The organism is Candidatus Coatesbacteria bacterium, assembly GCA_014728225.1.
Taxonomy (GTDB): Bacteria; RBG-13-66-14; RBG-13-66-14; order RBG-13-66-14; family RBG-13-66-14; genus WJLX01.
Genome location: WJLX01000093.1, coordinates 1 through 21869, shown reverse-complemented (window position 1 = coordinate 21869; position 21869 = coordinate 1). Strand labels below are relative to the sequence as shown.

The following is a 21869-nucleotide window of genomic DNA, read 5'->3' as shown; positions in this document are numbered from 1 at the left end:
CACCATACTGCGGGGCGGCCGGCGGCGACGCGTCCGGGAGACAGCGCCCGGGGTGTCGGGGCGGCGAGTCGCGCCCCGGTTAACCTCGCCCTCGACACAACTCAGCCCCGCTCATCCTCTTCTTCCTCATGTTCCTCATGCACCTCGACCAGCCGGGTGTACTTCTCGTGGATCATCCCCTGGTCGAAGGTTTTCATCCGCATGAGCAGGGTCCGCATCTCATCGTCGGTGAAGTGCTCCATCACCGGACGGAAGAACTTGCGGTCTTCCTTGAAGATGTGCAGGGGGTAGAAGTCGATGAGTTCGTCGAGGACGGCGGTGATTCCATCGACGTCCCCCTCCCCGGCGGCCGCCTCCAGCCGGTCGACCAGCTCCCGGCCCCGGGCGTGCTCCGCAGTGAGCTCGGCCATCATCCGCCGCTGCTCTTCCGTCAACTCCTTCTTCTCCAGGGCCCGGAAGAGGATGTCCTCCTCCTTGCCGTGATGGGTCCGGTCGGCGTAGGTGCGGAAGAAATCGACGGCCTCGCGCAGCAGGGCGACGTCGGGGGCCTGCCCTCCCCGGAGGGCTTGCAGCTCATCCTCGATCACCGTGATGAAACGCTCGATCAGGCGATGTTCGATCATCAGGGGGCCGATGGGCTGCATGGCGGAACGCTCGGGCATCATCTACGGTCACCTCGCTGGAGGTTGCTGTTGCGGTTGATTGACGCAAGAAGGGGCGACGGCGATTAGTTTACCACACCGATGGTCTGGGGGTCTTTGCCGCCGCTGTGGTTGGCCGCCGTCGGGGGGCAACTTTTATCCCGTCGCAGCGTATATCAAGCAGACGCCCCCCGGAGACATCCGCCGGGCCTGCCGGTTGCCACGGCTGCGATTGACAGGCCGTTTTTTACTATGCGACAATGCTTACCCCTCCGCGCTTCGCCGCGCCGCAGGGTCGGGACGTGCGCGCCCCCAGAACCGTTAAACCAACCCCGGAGTCCGCGTGAGACGAACCCCCCCCTGGAAATGCAGTCGACCCGGTGTCCTCGTACTGAGCTGCCTCGCCCTCCTCGGCGCGGCGAACGTCGTCGCGGCCCAGGGGGCGCCGGTGATCCGGGCCCTCGAGGTGCGCGGCAACGAGATCTACGACGACGCCTACATCTTTGAGCGCCTCTCCAGCCGGGTCGGTCAGCCCCTCTCCCCGGCCACCGTCGCCGCCGACATCGAACGCCTGTTTTCCGAGGCTGGCTTCGAGAATATCGAGGTCCTCACCGAGCCCTACGCCGAGGGCGTCAAGCTGGTGTTCATTGTCGAGGAGCGCCCCACCGTCGACCGCATCTCCTTCGTCGGTGTCGAGGAGTTGGACGCCGACACCGTCAGCGAGACCATCGCCGCCTACCTCAAGGCCGGCGAGCCCCTGGACCCGGCGGCGATCAACGAGATCGTCAACGCCGTCGAGGCCCAGGGCGAGGAGGCCGGGCTGATCCGCTGCGAGGTGACCCCGGAGTACACCGAGCTGGACAACGGCCGCGTCGAGGTCAAGTTCGTCGTCGAAGAGGGCTCGGAAATCTGGATCCGCAGCATCGAAATCGAAGGCAACACCGCCTATACCGACTGGGAGATCCGCAACCTGTTCATGGAACTGTCCGAGGACGAGTTCTGGAACGCCTCGACCCTGGACCTGCAGACCCTCGAAGACGACATGGCCGGCATCGTCGACGGCTACAACGCCGGCGGCTTCATCAACGCCCGGGTCGAGGACTACGAGCTGAGCTTCAGCGAAGAGGGCGACGAGGTCGACATCCTGGTCACCGTCCACGAAGGCGAGCGTTACTACTTCGGCGGTGTCACCTTCGAGGGGCACACCATTCTCTCCGAGAACCAGATCCGCCGGCGGATGCGCCTGATGCCCGGCGACGTCCTCGATCTGAGCGCTTACGATCAGTCCGTCGCCGACATCAAGGACGACTACTGGGAGTACGGTTACGTCTTCATGGAGATCGACGAGCAGACCGAGATCGACGATGACTCCAACCGCGTCGTCTACCACTGGGTCTTCGACGAGGGTGAACCGGCCACCGTCGGCGAGCTGACCATCGTCGGCAACACCTACACCAAGGACAAGGTCATCCGGCGCGAGTTCACCGTCTACCCCGGCGAGATCTTCAACGGCAAGGCCTTCCGCCGTTCCCTGGAGCGGGTCTTCAACCTGCAGTACTTCGAGAACGTCATCCCGGAATGGGACGTCGATCCGGAAACCCGGGAGATCGACCTGACCGTCCGCGTCGTCGAGCGCGAGGGAACGACGAAGATCTCCGTCGGCGCCGCCTACTCGACCCAGGAGGGCCTGATGGGCACCTTCAGCGTCTCCTGGATCAATTTCGACGCCGCGGCCCTGCCCGCCTTCTGGAAGGCCAAGGGCGGCGGTCAGTCGGTGACCCTGGAGGCCGAGATCGGCGGCTCCAGCGATAACTACCGCTTCAGCTTCCTCGAGCCCTGGTTTTTGGACACCGAGACCGCCGTCGGTGCCGGAGTCTACACCAGCAGCTTGCGCAGCGTCTTCCGCTACGAGAAGAGAACCTTCGGCTTCTACGGCCTGGTCGGCCGACCCCTGGGGGACGACGCCAACTGGCGTCTGCGCTACGACTACTCGGAGACCAACCTCGACCCCTTCGACGACGCCAGCGAGGCCGTCCAGAGCGCCGGCGGCAGCTATGTCACCAGCGCGATCCAGCTGTCGTTGAACCACGACACCCGCAACAACTACTTCTTCCCCAGCTCGGGCTCGCGCCAGTTCCTCAGCTTCGAGGTCGGCGGCGGCTACCTCGGCGGCGATGTCGACTACTACAAGATCACCGGCTACACCACGGCCTACTTCCCCAGCTTCTGGAAGTTCGCCCTGGCCGCCCGGGTGCGGGCCAGCTACGTCGCCCCCTACGGTGATACGGACAGTGTCCCCGTCTACGAGCGCTTCTACGTCGGCGGCAACGACGTCCGCGGCCACCAGGACTACGACCTCTCGCCCCGCGACGAGAACGACAAGCTCCTCGGCGGCACCTTCGAGTTCTACTACAACCTCGAGTACCGCTTCCCCATCTCCGAGCGCTTCGTCTTCGGTTTTCTGTTCTTCGATTCCGGCTACTGCTGGGAGAAGATCACCGACATTGACCTGGCCGACCTGGGCTACGGCTTCGGCCTGGGCGTACGCATCGACGTGCCGATGGTCGGTTTGATGGGCTTCGACTACGGCTGGAGCCCCGAGCTGCCCGAGGGCCGGCTGCATTTCTCCATCGAGAATACCTTCTAGGCCGCGCGTTTTTTCGGAACGGCGCCGCCCTCGACCACGTAACCAACTAATCCGCCCCGCCGGGGCCGGAGGTTAAACTCGCTTTCCAAGGAGTCACCAATGAAGAAGACCGCCCTGATCCTGTTGCTGATAACGGCGCTCTGCCCGCCCGTCCTGGCCCAGGACGATGGTGAGGACGAAGAACCACTCCTCGTGGCCTTCGTCAACCTGCAGCTCGTCCAGGAGGAGTGGATCGAGGTCCAGGAGTTCATGCTCGAGATGCAGACCCGGATCCAGGAGAAGGAAGCCGAGGTCCAGCCCAAACTCGACGAGTACTCCGCTCAGATCATGACTATCGACGAGAAGCTCAATCAGCCCATCTCCGACGAAAAACGCGCCGAACTCGAAAGCGAACGCCAACGCCTGGTCGAAGAGGCCATGCGCGAGCGCGACAACGCCATCAGTGTCCTGGAGGCCCAGGAGAAACAAGGCCTGGAAAAGCTCTACGGGCGTATCTACGAGGTCATCGAACAGATCGGCAAGGACGGCGAATTCGACATCATCCTCGACCACTCCGCCATCCTCTACATCAAGGAAGCCTACGACCTGACCGACAAGGTCATCGAAACCCTCAACGAAACCGCCGGAACTTAGAGCTCCGGCGAGGCGCGGGAGCATCACGTGGAGTTGACCCTGGGCGAGGTCGCCGTACTGCTCGAGGGCGAACTGACCGACGGTGACGCCGCCGCCCCCGTCGACGGGGTGGCCACCATCACTGAGGCCGGACCGCGCCAGGTCACCTTCCTGACCAACATGCGCTACGCCCGCTGGCTGGATAAGTGCCGGGCCGCCGCCGTCGTCGTCGATCGTGACGCCGAGGTCGACGGCCCGGTGCCGTTCATCCGCTGTGATAACGCCTACCTGGCCTTCAGCCGCCTTATCGCCCGTTTCGCCCCCCCCGTGGACCTGCCCGAACCCGGTGTCCATCCCAGCGCCGTCATCGCTCCCGGCGCCGAACTGGGCGAGGGCGTCGCCGTCGGCGCCCAGGTCTGCATCGGCGCCGACGCCGTCATCGGCGATCACGTCCGCCTCTGCCCCGGTTGCTACGTCGGTCGCGGCAGCCGCATCGGCGCCGATTCCCTGCTCTACCAGAACGTCGTAGTCCGCGAGGACTGCGTCCTCGGCGAGCGCGTCATTGTCTACCCCGGCGCCGTCATCGGCTCCGACGGCTTCGGCTACGCCCCCGACGGCGCCGCCTGGCGCAAGATCCCCCAGATCGGCAACGTCGTCATCGAAGACGACGTCGAGATCGGCGCCAACGCCGCCGTCGACCGCGGCGCCCTGGGCTCGACCCGCATCGGCCGCGGCACCAAGATCGACAACCTGGTCCAGATCGCCCACAACGTCATCATCGGTGCGGACTCGATCATGGCCGGCCAGGTCGGCGTCTCCGGCTCCTGCAAACTCGGCGACCACGTGATCCTGATGGGCCAGGTCGGACTGGCCGGGCACCTCGAACTGGGCGACAACGCCATCGTCGGCGCCAAGAGCGGCCTCTCCAAGAACATCCCCGCCGGTGAAACCTGGCTGGGCTACCCCGCCCGCCCGGCGATGACCACCAAACGCCTCGAAGCCGTCCTCCACAAGCTGCCCGAGAAAACCAGGGAACTGCGCCGCCTGGCCAAGCGCGTCGCCGAACTCGATACCCGCCTGGCCGAACTCGAGGAACACGACTGAGCGACCTGCGCCGAGCCCGTTGACGGGCAGCGCGACGTCAACGATTCCCCGGCCCCGGAGTTGGCACGGTTTTTGCGGAGGCGCAACCGTACCCGCCGGTCGCCCAGTCGCCGAGATGCAAAAACCGTGCCAACTCCGGGGCGCCCGGGGCCGTGGCCCACGGGAAAGTTGCTGCCCGTCAACGGGCTCGGCGGGTTTTACCTGGAGTTGAAACGAGCTATCTGCGAGCACAATGGCCATGGCCGGAGAAAACCAGGCGACCATCTCCCAGCCCGTCAGCGTGGCGGGCATCGGGCTGCACACCGGAGACGAGTGCAGCCTGCGGTTCCTGCCGGCGGAGGCCGAAGCGGGCTACCGTTTTCGTCGCGTCGACGTCGACGGCGCTCCGGAGATCGGGGCCCTGGCCGAGAACGTCACCGACACCAGCCGGGGCACCACCCTGGCGATGGACGGCGTCGAGGTCCACACCGTCGAGCACATCCTCTCGGCGCTGCGGGGCTGTGGGATCGACAACGCCGTCATCGAACTCGACAACCATGAGCCGCCGGTGATCGACGGCAGCTCCTGGCCCTTCGTGCGGGCGCTGCGCCGGGCCGGGCGGGTCGAGCAGGACGCCCGTCGGCGCTACCTGGCGCCGAAGGAGATCGTCGAGTGCCGCGTCGGCGAGGCCGAGATGATCCTGCTGCCCCACCGGGGGCCGCTTCAGCTTTCCTTCTCGCTGCACTTCGACCACCCGGTGCTGCGCAGCCAGTACCGGGAGTTCGTGCTGGAGCCGGAGCGTTACGCCGAGGAGATCGCCCCGGCGCGGACCTTCTGCTTTTTGCACGAGGTTTCCCTACTGCGCCGGGCGGGTTTGATCAAGGGCGGCTCGCTCAACTGCGCCGTGGTCATCGGCGAAGAGGAGGTCCTCAACGACAACCTGCGCTTCGCCGACGAGTTCGTCAGGCACAAGCTGCTGGATCTGATCGGCGACCTGACCCTGGTCGGCTCGCCGCTGCGGGCCCGGGTGATCAGCATCAAGGGCGGACATACGGCCAACGTGGCCCTGGCCCTGGAGCTGCGCCAACGCCTGGGGTTGCTGGACGGCAACGGCGGCTCGTGAGTGAACGGCGCCCCGCCTCTGCGATCGCTTTAGGAATACGGCCAACCTTCAGCGCGGTCCGTTTTTTTTGCGTTAGCCTTGGACGCGTCGGGGCGACTGTCCGCAGTCGCCCGTAGCAGTGCTCGGGTTTGGCGGACGGAATCCGGCGGAGTGGTTCTCAGCCAGTGGGCGGGGTACAGAACCCCCGCCCTGCGCTATCTTCGATACTGGGTCGCAATGACGGCGCCCTCCGGGGTACCAGGTGAATGAACCTCCCGCCCAATCCTGCCGCGGTGCGGCCCGCTGTGGTAGAATGAGTACGGTTGCGCTCATCATCATAATAACCCCGTTCACCGAGGGAGGTTCCACCGATGACCAAGCCCGTGATGGACGTCAAGGGCATTCAACGCAAACTGCCCCACCGCTATCCTTTCCAGTTGGTGGATCGCATCCTCGAGGTCGAGCCGCTCAAGCGGATCAAGGCGCTCAAGAACGTCACCAACAACGAGCCCTACTTCGTCGGCCACTTCCCCGACGAGCCGCTGATGCCCGGCGTCCTGCAGATCGAAGCCCTGGCTCAGGCCGGGGGCATCCTCCTTCACTTCTCCTACGACCTCGAGGACGGCCAGATCATCCTCTTCCGGGGCGTCGAGGAGGCCAAGTTCAAGCGGCCCGTGGTCCCGGGGGACCAGCTGATCCTGGAGGCGGAGATCCTGAGCATCCACCGTGGTCTGTGCCGGATGAAGACCGTCGCCAGTGTCGACGGCAAGCCGACCACGTTGGCCAAGCTGACCTGTTTTTTCGAGGTGCCCGCCGGGGCGCCGGAAATCAAGAACCGCAAGAAAAAGGGGTAACCGTTGGCGGAAATCCATCCCAGCGCAATCGTAGACAGCCGGGCCGAACTGGCCGACGACGTCCACGTCGGTCCCTTCTGTGTCATCGACGGCCCGGTGCGTATCGGCTCGGGCACCAGGCTCAAGAGCCACGTCGTCGTCGAGGGCCGAACGATTATCGGCGAGGGCAACACCATCTTTCCCTTCGCCGTCATCGGCGTGGTGCCCCAGGACCTGAAATTCTCCGGTGAGCCGGCCCAGACGATCATCGGTGATAACAACATTATCCGTGAATCCGTCACCATCCACCGCGGCACCGCGGCCAGCAACCAGACCGTCGTCGGCGACCAGAACCTGCTGATGGCCTACTGCCACGTGGCCCACGATTGCGTCGTCGGCGACCACGTGATCATGGCCAACGCGGCTACCCTGGCCGGTCACGTCACCGTCGAGGACCACGCGACCATCGGCGGTCTGGTCGGCGTGCATCAGTTCACCACCATCGGCGGCCACTGCTACATCGGCGGCGGTTCGATGATCACCAAGGACGTGCTGCCCTTCGTCGTCGTCTTCAGCTACCCCAGCGTGCGCGTCGGGGCGGTCAACGTTATCGGCATGCAGCGGCGGGGGTTCGATCCCGAGGCCATCAAGCTGGTCAAGCGGGCCTACCGCTTCATCTTCCGCAGCGGCCTGTCGACCTCCAACGCCGTCAAGCGCATCCGCGAGGAGCTCGAGCCCACGCCGGAGATCGAGCACATTCTGGATTTTATCGAGAAGTCGGATCGCGGCCTGCTCTACGACACGGCCAAAAACTGAGCCCGACGGACAGACTGGATAAACTGGAGGGCCGACCCGCCTGGTCGGCCCTTTTGCTGCCGGAATAGTAAAGACGGGAAGACCAGCAGGTCCTCCCTGCGCGGCTTGTCGGGTTCCCCAACTACCAGAAAAACGCTGGGCTGGGCGGCTCGACCCTGTCGCAGACGAGCAGGGGTTCAAGCGGCGGTAGAGCGGATGCCCGACCGCCGCGCCGGGAATAGCTTGTACGGCGGGTTCGTCACCTTCAGCCGTCCGGTTGTGCGCCATGCCCTACCAGGGGCCTGCCAGGTAGTTTTGCAAGAATGATCCAGCGGCTCGGGGTAATCACTTAGGGATCACACCCGATCACGGACCGATCAGGATGCTTCTTAGGTAGTCTGGCAGGCCGGGATCGTTTCTTTTGTTGAAGCTGAACTCCAACTCCTTAATGCCACGTCTGAAGCTACGCTTGAATCCTCCAGGTGGTTTTTAGGTGGCGCGTTGCGGCGCCCCGGCGACGCTGCTAGAACGGCTTGCCGCGAGGCTCGCACTGATGCCGCCCGTCGGCGCAGCAGTAGTGGTGACGGTTGTCGCAGCTAGGACGGTTGGCGTGCCGGTACCCCGAGCTGCTCTTCCCCGCCACATTGCCCGCCGCGTCGGTGGCGGGATGACAGACCCGTTCACGCCACGGGAAGAACCCAACTGCAATAGCTGATGTTCGGCTCGTGTGATGAGCCCTTGAAAACAGTCGCTAAAGCCGCTGCCGGTGAAGTCCTCGAGCCGCCTTCTGAGCGCTTGGGAACAACGCTATCCACTTGTGGCGGACTGCTCCGCTGGCGTGTGGGATGCCTAACATACTTAGAATGACTTACTCGCTTGTAATTGACTTTCTCTGATTATGTTCTCGATATGTCAGGGAACCCTGCGAGATAGCCCCGTCGACGTCAACTGGTCCCTCTCAATCCACCAACCCTATCAATCCGGCTTGGTCCGAGCTGCTGTTCCGCCACCCATCCAGTTACGGCGGGGACAGGACCCCGCCGACAGATGCCCGGAGCTTGCCGACAACGGCTCAGTAGTTGATCAGCGCGCCGGCGATCTGCAGCAGACCGTAGCGGGTCAACTGCCCGACCAGGGTGAAGGTGACGCCGCCGTGGCTCCACTGCAGGACGGAGTAGTTGGCGCTGCGGTTGAGGTGCAGATCGGTGCCGCCGAGGGTGATGGACTGGCCGACGAGGTTGCGGTTGCCGGCCTTCTCTTCGAAGACGGACAGGCCCTCGAGGCCGTCGGTGTAGGAGAGGTGGACGGCGTAGGTGGCGCCGTCGCGGCGGGTGAGCATCTGCTCGACGAGGATGAAGCCGCCGGGCAGCTCCGGGGGGACGACGGGCTCGATGCCCACGCGGCGCTGTAGCTCCTCGGTCGAGGCTTTGGCCGAGAGGGGTTGCTCCTCGATGATCTCGCCGGAGAACTGCTCCTCGGCGAACAGCTCGTCGTCGAGTTCGTCGGGGTACCGGATCCAGGTGAAGCTGGAGTTGGCGGCGGAGTCGCCGCACTCCTCCTTGGATTGCAACACGATGAACTTGTCCCGGTCGACCCAGAGCGAGCGGTTGGGGGTGAAGCCCTCGCGGCTGACGACCTCGATTCTGTAGGTGGGTCGCCCGGCGATGGTGTCGCCGTTATTGAGCGAGAGAACGTAGTTGTCGCCGATCAGCTCGCGACGCTGGGCGTCGGAGAGCTTACGCTCCACCCGGGCCGGTGAGAGGGAGCGTACGGTGATCTCGAGGTGGGGGTCGAAGGAGTAGAGGTAATCGCCGTCGTCGATGACCACCCGGGAGCGCATCGTCGGCGGCGAGAGATAGTCGGTGCGCGTGGCGCCCTCGGCCTGGCAACTGACCTCCATCTCGAGGGCCTCGGCGACGGAGCCGCTATAGAGAACGATCTGCTTGACACCGACGAAATCGGCGTTGGGGTTGCCGAAGAGGGCTTTGAGCAGGACGTCCATGGCCTCGTCGGCCCGCAGGGCCGGGGCGGCGAGCAGCAACAGCAGCAGAGTTGACCAGCGTCGGGGCATCGGTTTTTGGGGACGGGTGGGCGTATTAGCTTTACGCAGGGGAAGCGGGGGTAGTTTCACCGACCGATGGTGCTTGCAGTGTACCTCAAGGCGACCACGGCGGCCAAGGGTCCGGTTACCGAGCGCCGGCCCGGCGGTATGGTGCCGTTTAACAGCTTCGAGGGGCCCCCTTGTGTGTCGGGGTCCGGATAGCGGACAAACGTGTAGCGGAAAAACAGCTCGTTCCAGGCCGAACGCCTTCGCGGGCTGTCATGTAATCAGCGACACGATGCGTCGCCGTCGGCACGGTCTCGGGTAATCCGGGACTGCTTCTGTCTTGCCGGGTTTCACTCGGTTCGCCTGCGGAGGCGGCGCCATAAACAACAACGCCCCGGAGGGCGTTGTTGTCTGACTGGAACGATGCTGACTCTAGTTGCCGGATTCGTCGGCCGCGGCTTCGGGCAAGGCGCCGGCGGTTTCGGCGCTCTCGGACTCCGTGGGCAGGGCGGGCAGGGTGGCGGTCTCGGAACCCGGGCGACCCGCGGCCGAGGCGGAAACCATCGAGAAGGTCACCCCGGCCTCGCTGGAGACGACCTGGGTGGCCTCGCGGTTGAGGGCCTCGTCGGCGATGACGTGGCGGGAGAGGTCCTGGCTGGTCGGGGTGGAGGGCTCGGAGTTGGCCAGGTGGTTGGCCAGGTACTCGTTGGGCTGGGGGGTCAGCTCGGCCTCGAGGTGCTCGAGGGGCGTCTTGACGGTTTTCTTCTCGTCCAGGGCAAGCGCGCTGGAGCTTTCACCGCCGAGGGCGCCGAGGAGGGGTATTTCGTCGAGCTGGGCGGAGTCGCCCGCGCCCGAGGGAGCGAAGCCCCAGACCAGGGCGCCGACGACGACGACGGCGAAGGCCACCGCCGCCAGGGCGTAGGCCCAACTGCGGCGCAGGCCGAAGGTTTGAACGCGCTCGGAAACGGGGTTGAAGGCCCGGTTCATCACCCGTCGGGCCAGATCGGGCGGGGGCTGATGTTGCAGGTCGGCCAGGGCGCTCTTGAGGAAGCTCAGGTGCTCGGCCTCTTGAGCGCAGGCGGGGCAATCGGCCAGGTGCTCGCGGATGGCTTTGGTGGTCGAGCCGTCGAGTTCGTTATCCAGAAAGGCCGAGAGCAGGTTCTTGACTCGCCAGCAGTTCAAGGCAACTCCTGTTACCGGAAGCGGGTCTTGGGGTGGTTGTCAAGGAGTGGTTGTCAAGGCGGCTGTTCGCCGGGGTTCTTCGGGTTGGTTTACGCCGGGGCGGGGGCGGTAGTTTCCACTTTTTCGGCGGGCAAGATAGCCGGAGTACCGGGCAAGCGGTCGGGGTCTGCGGCTCGTTCAGATCGCTGTTTCATCAAGGCGCTGCTTGAAGAGGGATCGCTTTTGAGTGGTTTTCAGCGGGTGGCAACACGTCCGGCCGTTGGGGGTCGTTCGGTAGCTTTGGTCCGGCGCGGCGTCGATCCGGGGGCATCCTAGCGGGGGTCAGGTCAAGCTTGGTTGGTATTACGGCGCCGGCCCGGTGACGTGTCCGTTCAGTCGCTGTGAGTCCAGGCCCCGTGGGAGTCGGTTTTCCTGAGCGTCAGCCCCTTGTAAACCCGGTCTATAACCCAGCCGGTTTATCCAGGCCCCTAATCCAGGCCCCGGTTTAGGTCTCACAGTGGTTTAGGTGGTACCCAGGAGTTGGGGCGCCAGGTGTTCCAGGCGTTGCTTGAGCAGTTTGCGGCCGCGGTGGATGCGTGAGCGGACTGTGCCGATCGAGCAGTCCATCACCTCGCTGATCTCCTCGTAGGTCAGGCCTTCGAGGTCACAGAGGGCGACGGCCATGGCGTACTTGCTGGGCAGCTTGCTGATGGCGGAGCGGACGATGCGGGCCACTTCGCGGGAGCCGGTGCGTTGTTCGGGATCGGCGGTCTCGCTTTCGAGTTGGAAGGGCACGCTGGAGCCGCCGCCGAGGTGGATGGGTTCGTCGATCGAGGTGGTTTTCATCCGGTTTTCACGGCGCCAGGAATCGATGTAGAGGTTCTTCAGCACGGTGAACAGCCAGTTGCGCAGCGAGCGGCCGGGATCGAAGTGTCTCAGCGAGCGGTAGAGCTTGAGGAAGGCTTCCTGGGCCAGCTCGCTGGCCTTGTGGTAGTCGCCGGTGAGCACCATGGCGATGCTGAAGACCTCTTTGCTGTGCTCGTCGACGAACTTCTCGTAGGCCTCGCGCTCGCTCTGCGAAAGTGTGACGGTCCGCTGCAAAGCGTCCCCCTTGGTCTTCCGGTGCTTGTCGTCCCCCAGCGGGTTCTCGGCTTCGAGTTTGGGCTGGGTGTCGCTCTTGTCCATGATACGTCTCGGGTGCTCGGCGGGTTCCCGCCGGGTGATGTCGCTGTCGGGGTGGTTGATTGGTGTAGTTAGTATGTAGGTAAAGATGGATGGTTGCAAGTTTTTCCGCTGTCGAGGGTTTTGGGGGGTTGGGGGTTGTCGGCGGCGGCGGGCTGTCAAGCGGCTTAACGCCAACGAAAGAGTAAGCAACAACAGCCAGGTGGCGGTTGACGGGTCGGGAACCGTACTTGCGGCAGAAGCTGAAGGCCGCTCAATGTCATATTTTGTAAAGGCCGTTCGGGAGGGGGCGATAAGAGCCCGTCGCAAATCAACGGCCGACCGGAGCAGTGGAGCGGGTTCCGTTGGTGGTGATCTCAACGGGTGGGGGGTCGCCAGACGGAAGCGGGTTTCTGCCCGGCGGTTTCTTCCTCGGTTGGAGTCGGTAAGCGGCGAATGTGTGATGACGGTGTTCAGTGATTTAGTACGGTTTTCAGCGGCGCTGGACGGTATACAGCGGTCCGGCTGGTGATCGGCCGCAGGGTAAAGTGCGCTGGTTGGAGGCCGGACAGGTGGTCAGGTTCAGCCCTTGCCGTCCCGCCGGTCGTGGCAACGGAGCGGTCGTGTTGGACTCGCTCCGGCAGGGTGGGTTGCGCTGTTAACTAACGTGGGGTCGGGTAATGCTACGGGTGCGGTTCGCCGAAGGGTTGCGGTAGCAGCTCGCCCAGTCGGGCAATCCGCGGGCCGAGGGTGATGACGAGGAGCCCGGAGCCGCCGAGCTCGTGGAGCACCTGGCGGCAGGAGCCGCAGGGTTGGACGGCGCGGGGTTTTCCGTCGACGGGGCCGCCGACCACGGCGCAGGCCTTCAGCCGTCGGGCCCCGGCGGTCACGGCGGCGGCGGCCGCGGCGCGCTCGGCGCAGATGGTCTCCCCCAGGGCGGCGTTCTCGACGTTGACGCCGCTGAAGCGTTGACCGTCGGCGGCCTCGACGCAGGCGCCGACGGCGAAGCCCGAGTAGGGGCAGTAGGCCCGGCGGCGGGCCTCCAGGGCGGCGGTCAGTAACTGCTCTATCCGCTCAGCGTCCATAGGCGATCAGGGTCCCGTCCTGATAGAGCACGACCAGGGTGCCCGTGGTTTCATCGAAGGCCGGGGGAGCGTCGCAGAAGGCGCCCGGCGAGTCCAGCTCCCACAGCAGCTCGCCCTCGCCCAGGCCGTAGGCCCGCAGCCTGCCGAACCATGTCGGGCAGACGACGACGCCGCCGACGGCGAGGGGGCCGCCGCCCGGGTAGTCGCCCAGCTTGACCTCCCAGCGCCCGACCAGCTCGTTGCTGTCCAGGCGATAGAGGCGGGCCCGGTCCGTGGCCAGCAGCAGGTGCTCGTCACCGACGACGGGCGGGCCAACCGGCGGATGGCCGACGTCGGTCTGGGCTAAAAGAGTCCCGTCGACGGCGTTGAGGGCGGCGACCTGGCCCGTGCGGGAGACGGCGAACAGGCGTTCTTCGTCGAGAACGACACCGCCGTAGACCCGGCTCTCCAGGCGCACCCGCCAGCGCTCGACGCCGCTCAGACGGTCCAGGGCGTGGACCACCCCGGCCTGGTCGGCGTAGTAGACTGTCGCGGCGTCGACGGCGGGATGGGAGAGGATCGGCGCTTGGCCGGCGTGGATCCAGAGAGTTTCGCCGGTCAGCCGGTCGACGGCGTGGAGCACGCCGGCCTCGTCGCCGAGGTACAGCAGGTTGCCGTAGGGCGTGGGACCGGTGTCGACGGGACCGCTCAGCTCGGCGCGCCAGAGCTCCGCGCCGGTTTGGGGGTCCAGGGCGGCCAGGGTGCCCCGACCCAGGGCCAGGTAGAGGCGCTCGCCGTCCCAGGCCGGAGCGCCGCGCACTGGGCCGCCGAGCTCGACGCGCCAGAACTCCGCGCCGTCGGCGAGGTTCAGGGCGACGACGGTGCCCTCCTCTCCGCCGAAGTAGACGACGCCGTCGGCGACGATCGGCGCCGCCAGGCTGCGCCGGCCCAGCTCATAGCGCCAGCGCTCCTCCGGCAGCGACTCCAGCTCACCCGCCCACCAACCGCGGTGGCCGGCGTCGCGACCGGCGCAGCGCCAGGCCGCCATCTCTTCGAGCGTCGGCTCGGGACGGTGGAGGGCGTCCGGCGTCGTCGGCGCTGTGGCCGTGCCGCCCCAGTGGATTCCCGCCACGATCACCGCGGCGATGGCCGCCGCCAGCAGCAGGGGAAGAATCACGGCGCGCCAGCGTGTGCTCATCTCAGGACCTCATCCTGGTCGCCGCGCCGCAGGTCACCAGCAGACCCAGGTAGGCCCGGTAGAGCCGGACGAGGTCGCTGTCGCGGATGACCACGGTCCGGCCGTCACGGCGCTCGAAGCAGGGGTAGTAGGCGGCCAGGTCCGCCGCCAGGGTGTGGACCAACTCGACGCGCAGCTCATGGGTCCGGCCGTCGGGCGGGGCGGGCTCGTAGAGCGGCAGGCTTGCCAGTCTGCCCACCACCGCCGCCGCCGCCGTTTCCAGACGCTCCAGCACCAGTTCGGGATGCGTGGCGCGGGCGGAAAAATGACCCAGACCGCGTTTGGTCTCAACGAACTCCACCGCTTGCCCCAGGGAGGCGGTCACCTGGCCGCCCAGCTTGTCGTCCCCCGACACCAGCCCGACGGGCACCCCCCGGGCGGCGGCGTAGGCCGCGTTGATCTCCAGCTCGCCGATCTCGGTCCCGTCGAGCCACAGCCGGTAGACCGCCGACCCGGAGTAGGAATGGTCCATCGGCGCCGCCGCCTCGCCCACCCGGCTGTGGTAGCCGATCAGGCAGGCCAGGGCCTGGCCCTCCTCCAGCCCCTCCATCATGTAACTCGGCCGGGGGTAGCCCCGGATCAGGGAGACCACTCGGGGCAGCTCCTCGGGCAGCAGGTAGAGGCTCTCAGCGTGGGAATCGGCGACGACGACCTCCTCCAGCTCCTCACCGGCCGCGTTGCAGCCCCGGCGCAGGCCGTCGACCACCGCCGCCACCTCGCGGGTGGCCTGGCGGCGGGAGAACTCCAGCTCCAGGCTGTCCGGGCCGCTGAACTGGGGCCAGTTGACCAGCCCGGCCACCCCCTCCAGATCCACCGATACGAAGACACGCATCCGACGCCTCACCTCCAGCCCGGTAATCGACTAGTTCACCGACCACTATGATAACTCAACACCGCCCCGACGGCCAGACGGAGCCGGTTGTTGCTGCGGTCGCCGAAAGGCCGGGGTTCGAGGCTCCGGCGCGCTTGTTGCCCGCGGCCTTCCCCGCGGAAGGCCGCGGGTGCAAGAAGCGTGACGGGGCCGGTAGGCGGCCTGAGCCGCCCCGCCGCCGCCGTCACGGTTTTTGCGGGAGCCCTCGCGGCGTTCCCGCGAGCCCGACCCCCGCTTGGCCGATGTCGGTCCCGGAGCGGCGCGCCGGTGGGCAAAAACCGCGCCGGCGGCTCCGCGCCGGACCGCGCAACGGTTACCCTGATCGCTAAGCTGTTGTGCTTACCGCTGGAGGTCAGGAACCACCGCGGCTCGACCCGCCCTCTCGCCAACGCAAGGTTGTTATTAACCGTGAAGAGTAGTGGCTGCGGGTGCGTTTTCAGTCGTGAGTTATGTCGGCCGCCGGATCAGTTTCATCCGCTGCACGGGCGTCAGGTCCTCGTCGACCGGCGCCCGGCCGGTGGCCGTACGCCGTCAGGAAGTCGTACAGATCCCAGCGCCCGTCCTCGGCTTCGATTAAGTGGGCGTTGGTGTCGGTGAATTCTGTAACCATCTGTAGTGATGCACTCATTGCAATCACCACCATTTACATGGAGGCAGGCGTGTCAACCGTTGACTGGGTCAGTTTAGGTGTAACCCTCGGCGCACTCGTCGTGGCTGTGATCGCCGCGGTAAACTCGTGTAAGTCGAGGAGAGCAGCGGAAGCAACGGCCGAAGCGTCAAGAAGGGCGGCCAAGGCCGCCGAGGAGGCCCTGCTCAAGCAGTACGGTCCGGAGGAGTACAGGGGGTGGACCTCATTAGGCGGAGAGGCCCATGACAATAAAGAAGCAATGTCTAGGCTAAATCGCGCACTGGAGCGGGTCGCAACCGCCATTAGCTCCCTACATGTGCCCCGCGAGGAGCCTGGTTCCACTCCCTGACCTCCGGCCTCACGCGTCAATACCCGTTCCTGATCTCGTCGTCCCGGGCGGCGCTGCGCAGTAGTCCGCGCCGCCGCCTTTTCTCGGCCAGTTGTCGCTTCTCCTCGGGCGTCAAGCTAGCCTCCATCTCCCGCGCAAGCTCTTGCAGCTCCCGCTCGGCCCGCCTCAGTTCCTCGCCGAGGAGGCGGACGAGTCGGAGCTGTTCTTCGTACCGCCGGCGGGCGTCCGCGCGCCAGCGGGCGCGGCCCGCGTCGGACAGGTAGGCGATCTTCATCAGCCGCGCCCGCGTCCGCTCCTCGTTGGTCAGCGGCGCTTCCTCGCCACCAGGCGCAGGCAGCGCAGGCAGCGCTCGGGCGTGATCTCCATCGGCCGGCCGTCGCTCGTCGTCCAGGCGGTGCATCGTCCGTCCTCGGTCTGAGTTTTACAGCGGCCGAAGCGCCGCCGGATCATCTTCATCCGCTGTTCGGGTGTCAGGTCCTCGTCGACCGGCGCCCGGCCGGTGAAGAGGTCCGCCTGGTTGACCTCAGTCATAGTAGAGTTTTTCCGCGAGGTCGCGGACGTGCTCGGGGAGCTTGTCGAGGGGATACTCGCCCCGGGCGATGGCCTTGATGTTCTCAAACCATTGTTCTCCAGAGGCTGGGATGTGCGGATCGCCCTCGGTATAAAGTGCTACCCTGACAAGTTTCCTATCAGCCTCGTTTACCGTCTCAGCTTCCACAACCTTGCCCTGCATCCTTCCCCTGGCACGGAGAGCATCTGCGACGTCGAATTCCTCTGGCGGATCGTTTATCAACGCCACCTGCTTAAGATAAACAGCTTCCCAGGTCATCCTTATACCTCCACATATGCACTTGTATCCAGGTACTCAGACCCGAACATTGTAGCTATAGCCCCAGACTGTCCGTCCACAGCCGCATACAACCCGCTCGCGCTTTCATAGAAGCCCCAGCGCACGGTGTCCGTGGTCCCCGGCTTGTGATAAGTCATCACCCGATCGGCCTCCCGGATCACTCGCAAAGACTCGGCCTGATACTGGTCGAGTGACCACTCATCGCTCGTGGAGAGCTCCAGGTCCTCACGGTGTTTCTCGTAATGCCAGTCCAGCCCTCGGCGTGACGCTTCCGGCCAGCCCGCCCCACTCTGGATACCCTTGATGCGCTCCTCGATCTCGGCCGGGTAGAGTTTGTCCAGCTCCGCCCGTCGGTGGCTGCCCTCACCGCCGCGCAGGCCCGCGCCGGGTTTGCCCGGGTCACCGAAGTAGGCGTTGGTCATTCCCCGGCAGCGCAGGCAGCGCTCGGGCGTGATCTCCATCGGCTGTCCGTCGCTCGTCGTCCAGGCAGTGCATCGTCCGTCCTCGGTTTGGGTCCGGCAGCGGCCGAAGCGCCGCCGGATCAGTTTCATCCGCTGCGCGGGCGTCAGGTCCTCGTCGACCGGCGCCCGGCCGGTGAAGAGGTCCGCCTGGTTGACCTCAGTCATAGTAGAGTTTTTCCGCGAGGTCGCGGACGTGCTCGGGGAGCTGATCGAGGGGATACTCGCCCTCGATGATCGTCCAGAGGTTGTGCCACCACTCCGGCTCGCCCCGCCGATCGGCGAACGTATCGACCACGCCACTCAGCACATCCGCCGCGCGGACGAGGGCCTTGTCGGCTTCGATCACTAGGCTATCACCGTCCCGCTGTTCAGCGGCAACGTAGTCGCGGGCCTCGACGACGGCGTCCGCCTCATCGGTGTCTCCATCGGCCAGCGCCGCGACTAATCGCTTGTAAAGTTCCGTCGCCTTCATCTCAGCACCTCCACCGTATCTGTCCGCATGTAATCTTCGCTGCGCCAGGCCCGCGACCTATATGCCGTCCCTATCCGACCGCTCGCCTGGTAGACATGCACAAGAGTGTCTTCTTCCGCATTATAAAACGCCCACTGGCAGTGTTCTGTCCCGCGTCTGTCCCTGTAATACCTTGTTATCACCCTGTCCGGGCTTTGAAGTGTTTTTTCGACGGACGCCTTGTAATCGTCGAAGGATGCGTATCCATTGGAATGGTTTTCATAATGAGCTTCGAGCTGTCCCTCGGCCCAGCCCGCCCCGCTCTGGATACCCCGGATGCGCTCCTCGATCTCGGCCGGGTAGAGCTTCTCCAGCTCCGCCCGTCGGCGGCTGTCTCCTCCGCCGCGCAGGCCCGCGCCGTCCAGGGGTGCTGGATCGTCCGTTACAGAGCAATGATTTCGTTGCCCACTGCTCATCCGGGACAGATCGTATCTTTTGCGTCAACCAGTAATCACCATCAGACTGGCGGAACTCGAAAACCGGGGGGCCTGGAAGGCCCCCCGGAGAGTTACTGCAACCACTGTCGTTCTCGGTCTAGTCGTTGACCTCGAACTCGATGCGGCGGTTCTGGGCCCGGCCGCTGGAGGTGGAGTTGCTGGCCACCGGCTTGTCCGGACCGTGACCGACGGCGGTCAGACGGCCGCGGTCGATACCGTAGTCGTTGACCAGGGCGTCGACGACGGCCTGGGCGCGGTCGCGGGAGAGCTCCATTAGGAAGCCCCGCTCACCGCGGTCGGTGGTGTGGCCGGAGATGGTGACGGTCAGGGACGGGTACTCCTTGAGGATCTCGGCGGCCTGGTCGAGGGAGCTCCGGTAGCCCGGCCGCATGACGGCGGTGTTGGGCTCGAAGTTGATCTCGTCCAGACGGATGGTCTTGGGACCCTCGTAGACGGGCTCGACGGGCTTCTCGTCGGGGCAGCCGTCCTCGTCCTGGTAACCGTTGACGGTCTCAGGCTCGTTGGGGCAGTCATCGTCCTCGTCGGGGATGCCGTCACCGTCGTTGTCCGGATCCGGACAGCCGTCGGCGTCCTCGAAGCCGTCCTTGTCCTCGGGTTCGTCGGGGCAACGGTCCTCGGTGTCGGGGATGCCGTCCTCGTCGTTATCCAGGTCGGGGCAGCCGTCGGCGTCTTCGAAGCCGTCGTAATCCTCGGGCTGCTTGGGACAAACGTCGTCCTCATCGGGGATGCCGTCACCGTCGGAATCGCGCGGCACCAGGTCGATGTCGGCGCTGAAACCGGTGATGACCTCGATCCAGGGGTTGTCGGGGCCCACGCCGATCGGCACGGCGAAGTCCCAGTAGAGGAAATCGTCGCCGGAGAGGCGGATACCCGGGATGATCTGGAACCAGGTGTCGGAGATCTCCTCGCTCTCACCGTAACGCTCGACCTCGTCGCCGAAGGAGATCCGGCCGTTGAAGTCGGTGATGAAGGCGAAGTTGTCGGTGGGTTTGACCTCGAAGCCGACGCCGTAGATGAAGTAGTCGGGCGCGGCGACGGTGCCGACCTTGGTTTCGGTCGTCTCACCCTCGGCCTCGTCGAAGGCGTACTCGTAGACGCCCAGATCGGCCAGGGTCAGGCGGTAGCCAAGGTTGAGGGCGTAGCTGAAGATGTCGTCACGGCCGACGTGTTTGCTCAGCGCGTAGATGAAATCCAGGGTGTAGTCGTTTTCGACGTCCTTGGGACGGAAGTCGTAGTGGGTGTTGATGCCCATGTCGCCGATGTCGGCGTTGATCATGATCGCCATCGCCGGCAGGTAGCCGTTTTCTTCCTCGAAGATGAAGTTGACCTTGGTGCCGATGAAGAGCTCCGACATATCGAGAACCTCGATCTCGGTGTCGAAGACCTTGTGGGCGCCGAAGCTGGGGGCCACGGAGAGCTCCCAGGCGTCCAGGAAGCACAGGGTCAACTGGAAGGGGTTGCGGCTCCAAATCTCGTCGATGGGATCGCTGATATCGACCTCAGCGTATTCATAGCTGGAGCCGGCCAGTTCACGACGATAACTCCAGACATCGAAGTGCAGGCCCAGGGACAGGCCCCACTGCTGGATGGTGTTGGCTCGCCAGGTCTTGAACATACCCGCCATGCCGTAGGGATGCGTACCCTCGGCTGCGGCCATGCCGACCAAAACGACGAGCAGCGTTGCTAGAACTAAGAACTTCTTCATCAAAGCCTCCTTCTAGGCTGCCGGTTTTGGTCGTGTTATTCGACCGTAGCGATGACGGCGTCGGACATGTTGCCGGCGGAATCGACAAAGACGACGGCCCAGGCATACTGGGTGTAATCGGCACCCACGGCAAAGCCGTTGTCAACGTAACCATAGGCGCGACGGGCGTAGGCGTAGTAGTTGAGCGGGAAGTAACCGCTCGCGTCACGCGGGTCCCATTCGGGATCCAGCGGGTTCTGGTCGTACTTGAAGCCGTCCAGGTCGGCCTGATAGGCGGGGAAATCGAGTTCGTTCTCGCTGAAGTCCGCCGTCGGGGGATCCTTGGGAACCGGATCGCCGTTCTCCCAGGTCGGTTTGGGACGCAGAGTCTCGGGCATGAGATAGCCGTCGGTATTGAGCAGCTCGAAGACCTGGTAGCCGCCCTCACCGTCGGACTGGGCCCGGTAAACGTTGAAGCCGGAATAAACCAGCTCGCCGCCCGGCTCGTACATCACCACGTAGGGATATTCGAGAGCCTCGGGACGCTCCAAACCGTCACCGAAACCGTAGGGATCGACCGACCACTCCCGGTAAACCAGGAAGGTGCCGTCGACGGCGTCCGGATCGGCCGGGTTATAAGGCGGGAAGACCTTGACCCGGGTGGGCGAATTGGGCGGCTCCTGATCCTGCAGCGGAGTGTTGGCGATCGGGTCCGTGCAACCCACCAGCCCCAACACCAGCAGGACGGCCGTGGCAAACAACAATGCTCTTTTCACCGTTACCTCCTCTTGTTGTTTCGTGGGACAGAGAATGTGGAAAAACGCAAGTCCATCAATGGACCAAGTTTAGCAAAAGGAAAGCGCTAAGACAATCCCAGTGTTACCGATCATTGCTCGGAAAACCCCAACAGCCCTGTTATCAATAACATATTAGCATTTTCTTATATTTTTTTCTGCGAGTCTTGCCTTCAACGACCCCGCGGTTTATAATCTCACTAAGCACGATTGACGCTTGCCACTCAATAAAAACCACCCGAACAGGAGGCCCGAAGTGAAAAAGACTGCTCTCATCATCATCCTACTCGCGCTCATCGTCGTCCCCGCCGCCGCAGGCAGCTTCGGCGCCGGACTCAAGCTCGGCGTCCTCGGCTCCGCCTTCGATCTCAATTTCCACGCCTCCCTCTACCTCACCCGCAGCCTGGAAATCGAGCCCGCCTTCGACTTTTTCACCGGCGCCGGCATGATCACCGCCACCGCTAAATACAACTTCCGCCTCTCCAGCGTCGTCCCCTACGTCGGAGCCGGCATCGGCTTCGCCTTCGCCGACAACTACGGCGCCTTCACCATCCCCATGGTCGGCGGCGTCGCCATCCCCCTGGGCGCCGGCTTCTACCTCGACCTCGAGATCCGTCCCGTCCTCTTCGTCGGTGAGGGAACTAACTTCTCCTTCGGCGCCCTCGGCGGCATGACCTACTACTTCTAGCCCCAACCATCCTGGCAAAACAACGGTGGGACGCCCGATCAGCGGCGCCCCGCCGTCTGTGTTTTCCCCGGAACCGTTGAAAAACGACCCCGGAGCCCGGCAACCTCGACCCACCTCAGCCGCCGGAACCGGCACGGTTTTTGCATCTCGGCGACCGTTGGAGCGGCGGCAACGGTCCGCCTCCGCAAAAAC

At 64.9% G+C, this 21869-nt stretch carries 21 protein-coding genes; 7 read left to right on the top strand and 14 right to left on the bottom strand.

The window, feature by feature from the left end; all coding sequences use genetic code 11:
• Window positions 1-101 precede the first annotated feature (101 nt).
• A complete protein-coding gene (locus GF399_06515) occupies window positions 102-644 on the bottom strand; it encodes a cation-binding protein (protein ID MBD3399968.1) in 543 nt (180 codons plus the stop codon).
• A gap of 340 nt (window positions 645-984) precedes the next feature.
• On the opposite strand from GF399_06515, the gene bamA reads away from it, so the two are divergent.
• The 6 genes from bamA to lpxA all read left to right on the top strand — a co-directional run bounded on the left by bamA (window position 985) and on the right by lpxA (window position 7734).
• Window positions 985-3288 carry an outer membrane protein assembly factor BamA gene (gene bamA, locus GF399_06510; protein ID MBD3399967.1) on the top strand — a complete coding sequence of 768 codons (2304 nt, stop codon included), beginning with the start codon at window positions 985-987 and terminating at the stop codon, window positions 3286-3288.
• A gap of 99 nt (window positions 3289-3387) precedes the next feature.
• The gene (locus tag GF399_06505) at window positions 3388-3921 is read left to right on the top strand and encodes a hypothetical protein (GenBank protein ID MBD3399966.1); all 534 of its coding nucleotides are present in this window, start codon (window positions 3388-3390) and stop codon (window positions 3919-3921) included.
• Window positions 3922-3948: 27 nt separating this feature from the next.
• The gene (gene lpxD, locus GF399_06500; protein MBD3399965.1) at window positions 3949-5004 is read left to right on the top strand and encodes a UDP-3-O-(3-hydroxymyristoyl)glucosamine N-acyltransferase; all 1056 of its coding nucleotides are present in this window, start codon (window positions 3949-3951) and stop codon (window positions 5002-5004) included.
• A 232-nt stretch (window positions 5005-5236) separates the two neighbouring features.
• The gene (lpxC, locus tag GF399_06495) at window positions 5237-6106 is read left to right on the top strand and encodes a UDP-3-O-[3-hydroxymyristoyl] N-acetylglucosamine deacetylase (GenBank protein ID MBD3399964.1); all 870 of its coding nucleotides are present in this window, start codon (window positions 5237-5239) and stop codon (window positions 6104-6106) included.
• 365 nt (window positions 6107-6471) lie between these two features.
• On the top strand, window positions 6472-6939 hold the full coding sequence (gene fabZ, locus GF399_06490; protein MBD3399963.1) for a 3-hydroxyacyl-ACP dehydratase FabZ: 468 nt from the start codon (window positions 6472-6474) through the stop codon (window positions 6937-6939).
• A gap of 3 nt (window positions 6940-6942) precedes the next feature.
• Window positions 6943-7734 carry an acyl-ACP--UDP-N-acetylglucosamine O-acyltransferase gene (lpxA, locus tag GF399_06485; GenBank protein ID MBD3399962.1) on the top strand — a complete coding sequence of 264 codons (792 nt, stop codon included), beginning with the start codon at window positions 6943-6945 and terminating at the stop codon, window positions 7732-7734.
• Window positions 7735-8785: 1051 nt separating this feature from the next.
• Here lpxA and GF399_06480 read toward each other — a convergent pair.
• The 13 genes from GF399_06480 to GF399_06420 form a co-directional block, all read right to left on the bottom strand.
• On the bottom strand, window positions 8786-9784 hold the full coding sequence (locus GF399_06480) for a hypothetical protein (GenBank protein ID MBD3399961.1): 999 nt from the start codon (window positions 9782-9784) through the stop codon (window positions 8786-8788).
• A gap of 408 nt (window positions 9785-10192) precedes the next feature.
• Window positions 10193-10942 carry a hypothetical protein gene (locus GF399_06475; protein MBD3399960.1) on the bottom strand — a complete coding sequence of 250 codons (750 nt, stop codon included), beginning with the start codon at window positions 10940-10942 and terminating at the stop codon, window positions 10193-10195.
• A 501-nt stretch (window positions 10943-11443) separates the two neighbouring features.
• Window positions 11444-12106, bottom strand: coding sequence for a sigma-70 family RNA polymerase sigma factor (locus GF399_06470; GenBank protein ID MBD3399959.1), 663 nt, complete (start codon window positions 12104-12106; stop codon window positions 11444-11446).
• Window positions 12107-12765: 659 nt separating this feature from the next.
• Complete coding sequence (locus GF399_06465) at window positions 12766-13167, bottom strand: cytidine deaminase (protein MBD3399958.1); 402 nt, start codon at window positions 13165-13167, stop codon at window positions 12766-12768.
• The gene (locus tag GF399_06460; protein MBD3399957.1) at window positions 13157-14344 is read right to left on the bottom strand and encodes a PQQ-binding-like beta-propeller repeat protein; all 1188 of its coding nucleotides are present in this window, start codon (window positions 14342-14344) and stop codon (window positions 13157-13159) included. The genes GF399_06465 and GF399_06460 overlap by 11 nt, the downstream gene beginning before the upstream one ends.
• 1 nt (window position 14345) lies before the next feature.
• Window positions 14346-15215 (bottom strand): hypothetical protein, encoded by an 870-nt coding sequence (locus GF399_06455; GenBank protein ID MBD3399956.1) that lies wholly within the window; start codon window positions 15213-15215, stop codon window positions 14346-14348.
• Between the two features lie 1032 nt (window positions 15216-16247).
• Window positions 16248-16505 (bottom strand): hypothetical protein, encoded by a 258-nt coding sequence (locus tag GF399_06450; GenBank protein MBD3399955.1) that lies wholly within the window; start codon window positions 16503-16505, stop codon window positions 16248-16250.
• 29 nt (window positions 16506-16534) lie between these two features.
• Complete coding sequence (locus GF399_06445; protein ID MBD3399954.1) at window positions 16535-16762, bottom strand: hypothetical protein; 228 nt, start codon at window positions 16760-16762, stop codon at window positions 16535-16537.
• Window positions 16755-17060, bottom strand: coding sequence for a hypothetical protein (locus GF399_06440; GenBank protein ID MBD3399953.1), 306 nt, complete (start codon window positions 17058-17060; stop codon window positions 16755-16757). Before GF399_06440 ends, GF399_06445 begins: the two co-directional genes overlap by 8 nt.
• Window positions 17061-17062: 2 nt before the next feature.
• Window positions 17063-17707: a hypothetical protein gene (locus GF399_06435; GenBank protein MBD3399952.1), complete on the bottom strand. Its 645-nt coding sequence runs from the start codon at window positions 17705-17707 to the stop codon at window positions 17063-17065.
• On the bottom strand, window positions 17700-18014 hold the full coding sequence (locus GF399_06430; protein ID MBD3399951.1) for a hypothetical protein: 315 nt from the start codon (window positions 18012-18014) through the stop codon (window positions 17700-17702). Before GF399_06430 ends, GF399_06435 begins: the two co-directional genes overlap by 8 nt.
• 573 nt (window positions 18015-18587) lie before the next feature.
• Complete coding sequence (locus tag GF399_06425) at window positions 18588-20216, bottom strand: OmpA family protein (protein ID MBD3399950.1); 1629 nt, start codon at window positions 20214-20216, stop codon at window positions 18588-18590.
• Window positions 20217-20251: 35 nt separating this feature from the next.
• Window positions 20252-20971, bottom strand: coding sequence for a hypothetical protein (locus tag GF399_06420; GenBank protein MBD3399949.1), 720 nt, complete (start codon window positions 20969-20971; stop codon window positions 20252-20254).
• Window positions 20972-21245: 274 nt separating this feature from the next.
• Here GF399_06420 and GF399_06415 point away from each other — a divergent pair, with 274 nt between their 5' ends.
• Window positions 21246-21677: a hypothetical protein gene (locus GF399_06415; protein ID MBD3399948.1), complete on the top strand. Its 432-nt coding sequence runs from the start codon at window positions 21246-21248 to the stop codon at window positions 21675-21677.
• The last annotated feature ends 192 nt before the right edge of the window (window positions 21678-21869 follow it).

Excerpts from the sequence above, each read along its gene's own strand:
- GF399_06515 (MBD3399968.1), bottom strand. The coding sequence starts at position 644 with ATGCAGCCCATCGGCCCCCTGATGATCGAACATCGCCTGATCGAGCGT.
- GF399_06505 (MBD3399966.1), top strand. The coding sequence starts at position 3,388 with ATGAAGAAGACCGCCCTGATCCTGTTGCTGATAACGGCGCTCTGCCCG.
- lpxC (MBD3399964.1), top strand. The coding sequence starts at position 5,237 with ATGGCCATGGCCGGAGAAAACCAGGCGACCATCTCCCAGCCCGTCAGC.
- fabZ (MBD3399963.1), top strand. The coding sequence starts at position 6,472 with ATGGACGTCAAGGGCATTCAACGCAAACTGCCCCACCGCTATCCTTTC.
- GF399_06480 (MBD3399961.1), bottom strand. The coding sequence starts at position 9,784 with ATGCCCCGACGCTGGTCAACTCTGCTGCTGTTGCTGCTCGCCGCCCCG.
- GF399_06470 (MBD3399959.1), bottom strand. The coding sequence starts at position 12,106 with ATGGACAAGAGCGACACCCAGCCCAAACTCGAAGCCGAGAACCCGCTG.
- GF399_06465 (MBD3399958.1), bottom strand. The coding sequence starts at position 13,167 with ATGGACGCTGAGCGGATAGAGCAGTTACTGACCGCCGCCCTGGAGGCC.
- GF399_06460 (MBD3399957.1), bottom strand. The coding sequence starts at position 14,344 with ATGAGCACACGCTGGCGCGCCGTGATTCTTCCCCTGCTGCTGGCGGCG.
- GF399_06455 (MBD3399956.1), bottom strand. The coding sequence starts at position 15,215 with ATGCGTGTCTTCGTATCGGTGGATCTGGAGGGGGTGGCCGGGCTGGTC.
- GF399_06450 (MBD3399955.1), bottom strand. The coding sequence starts at position 16,505 with ATGAAGATCGCCTACCTGTCCGACGCGGGCCGCGCCCGCTGGCGCGCG.
- GF399_06445 (MBD3399954.1), bottom strand. The coding sequence starts at position 16,762 with ATGACTGAGGTCAACCAGGCGGACCTCTTCACCGGCCGGGCGCCGGTC.
- GF399_06440 (MBD3399953.1), bottom strand. The coding sequence starts at position 17,060 with ATGACCTGGGAAGCTGTTTATCTTAAGCAGGTGGCGTTGATAAACGAT.
- GF399_06435 (MBD3399952.1), bottom strand. The coding sequence starts at position 17,707 with ATGACTGAGGTCAACCAGGCGGACCTCTTCACCGGCCGGGCGCCGGTC.
- GF399_06430 (MBD3399951.1), bottom strand. The coding sequence starts at position 18,014 with ATGAAGGCGACGGAACTTTACAAGCGATTAGTCGCGGCGCTGGCCGAT.
- GF399_06425 (MBD3399950.1), bottom strand. The coding sequence starts at position 20,216 with ATGAAGAAGTTCTTAGTTCTAGCAACGCTGCTCGTCGTTTTGGTCGGC.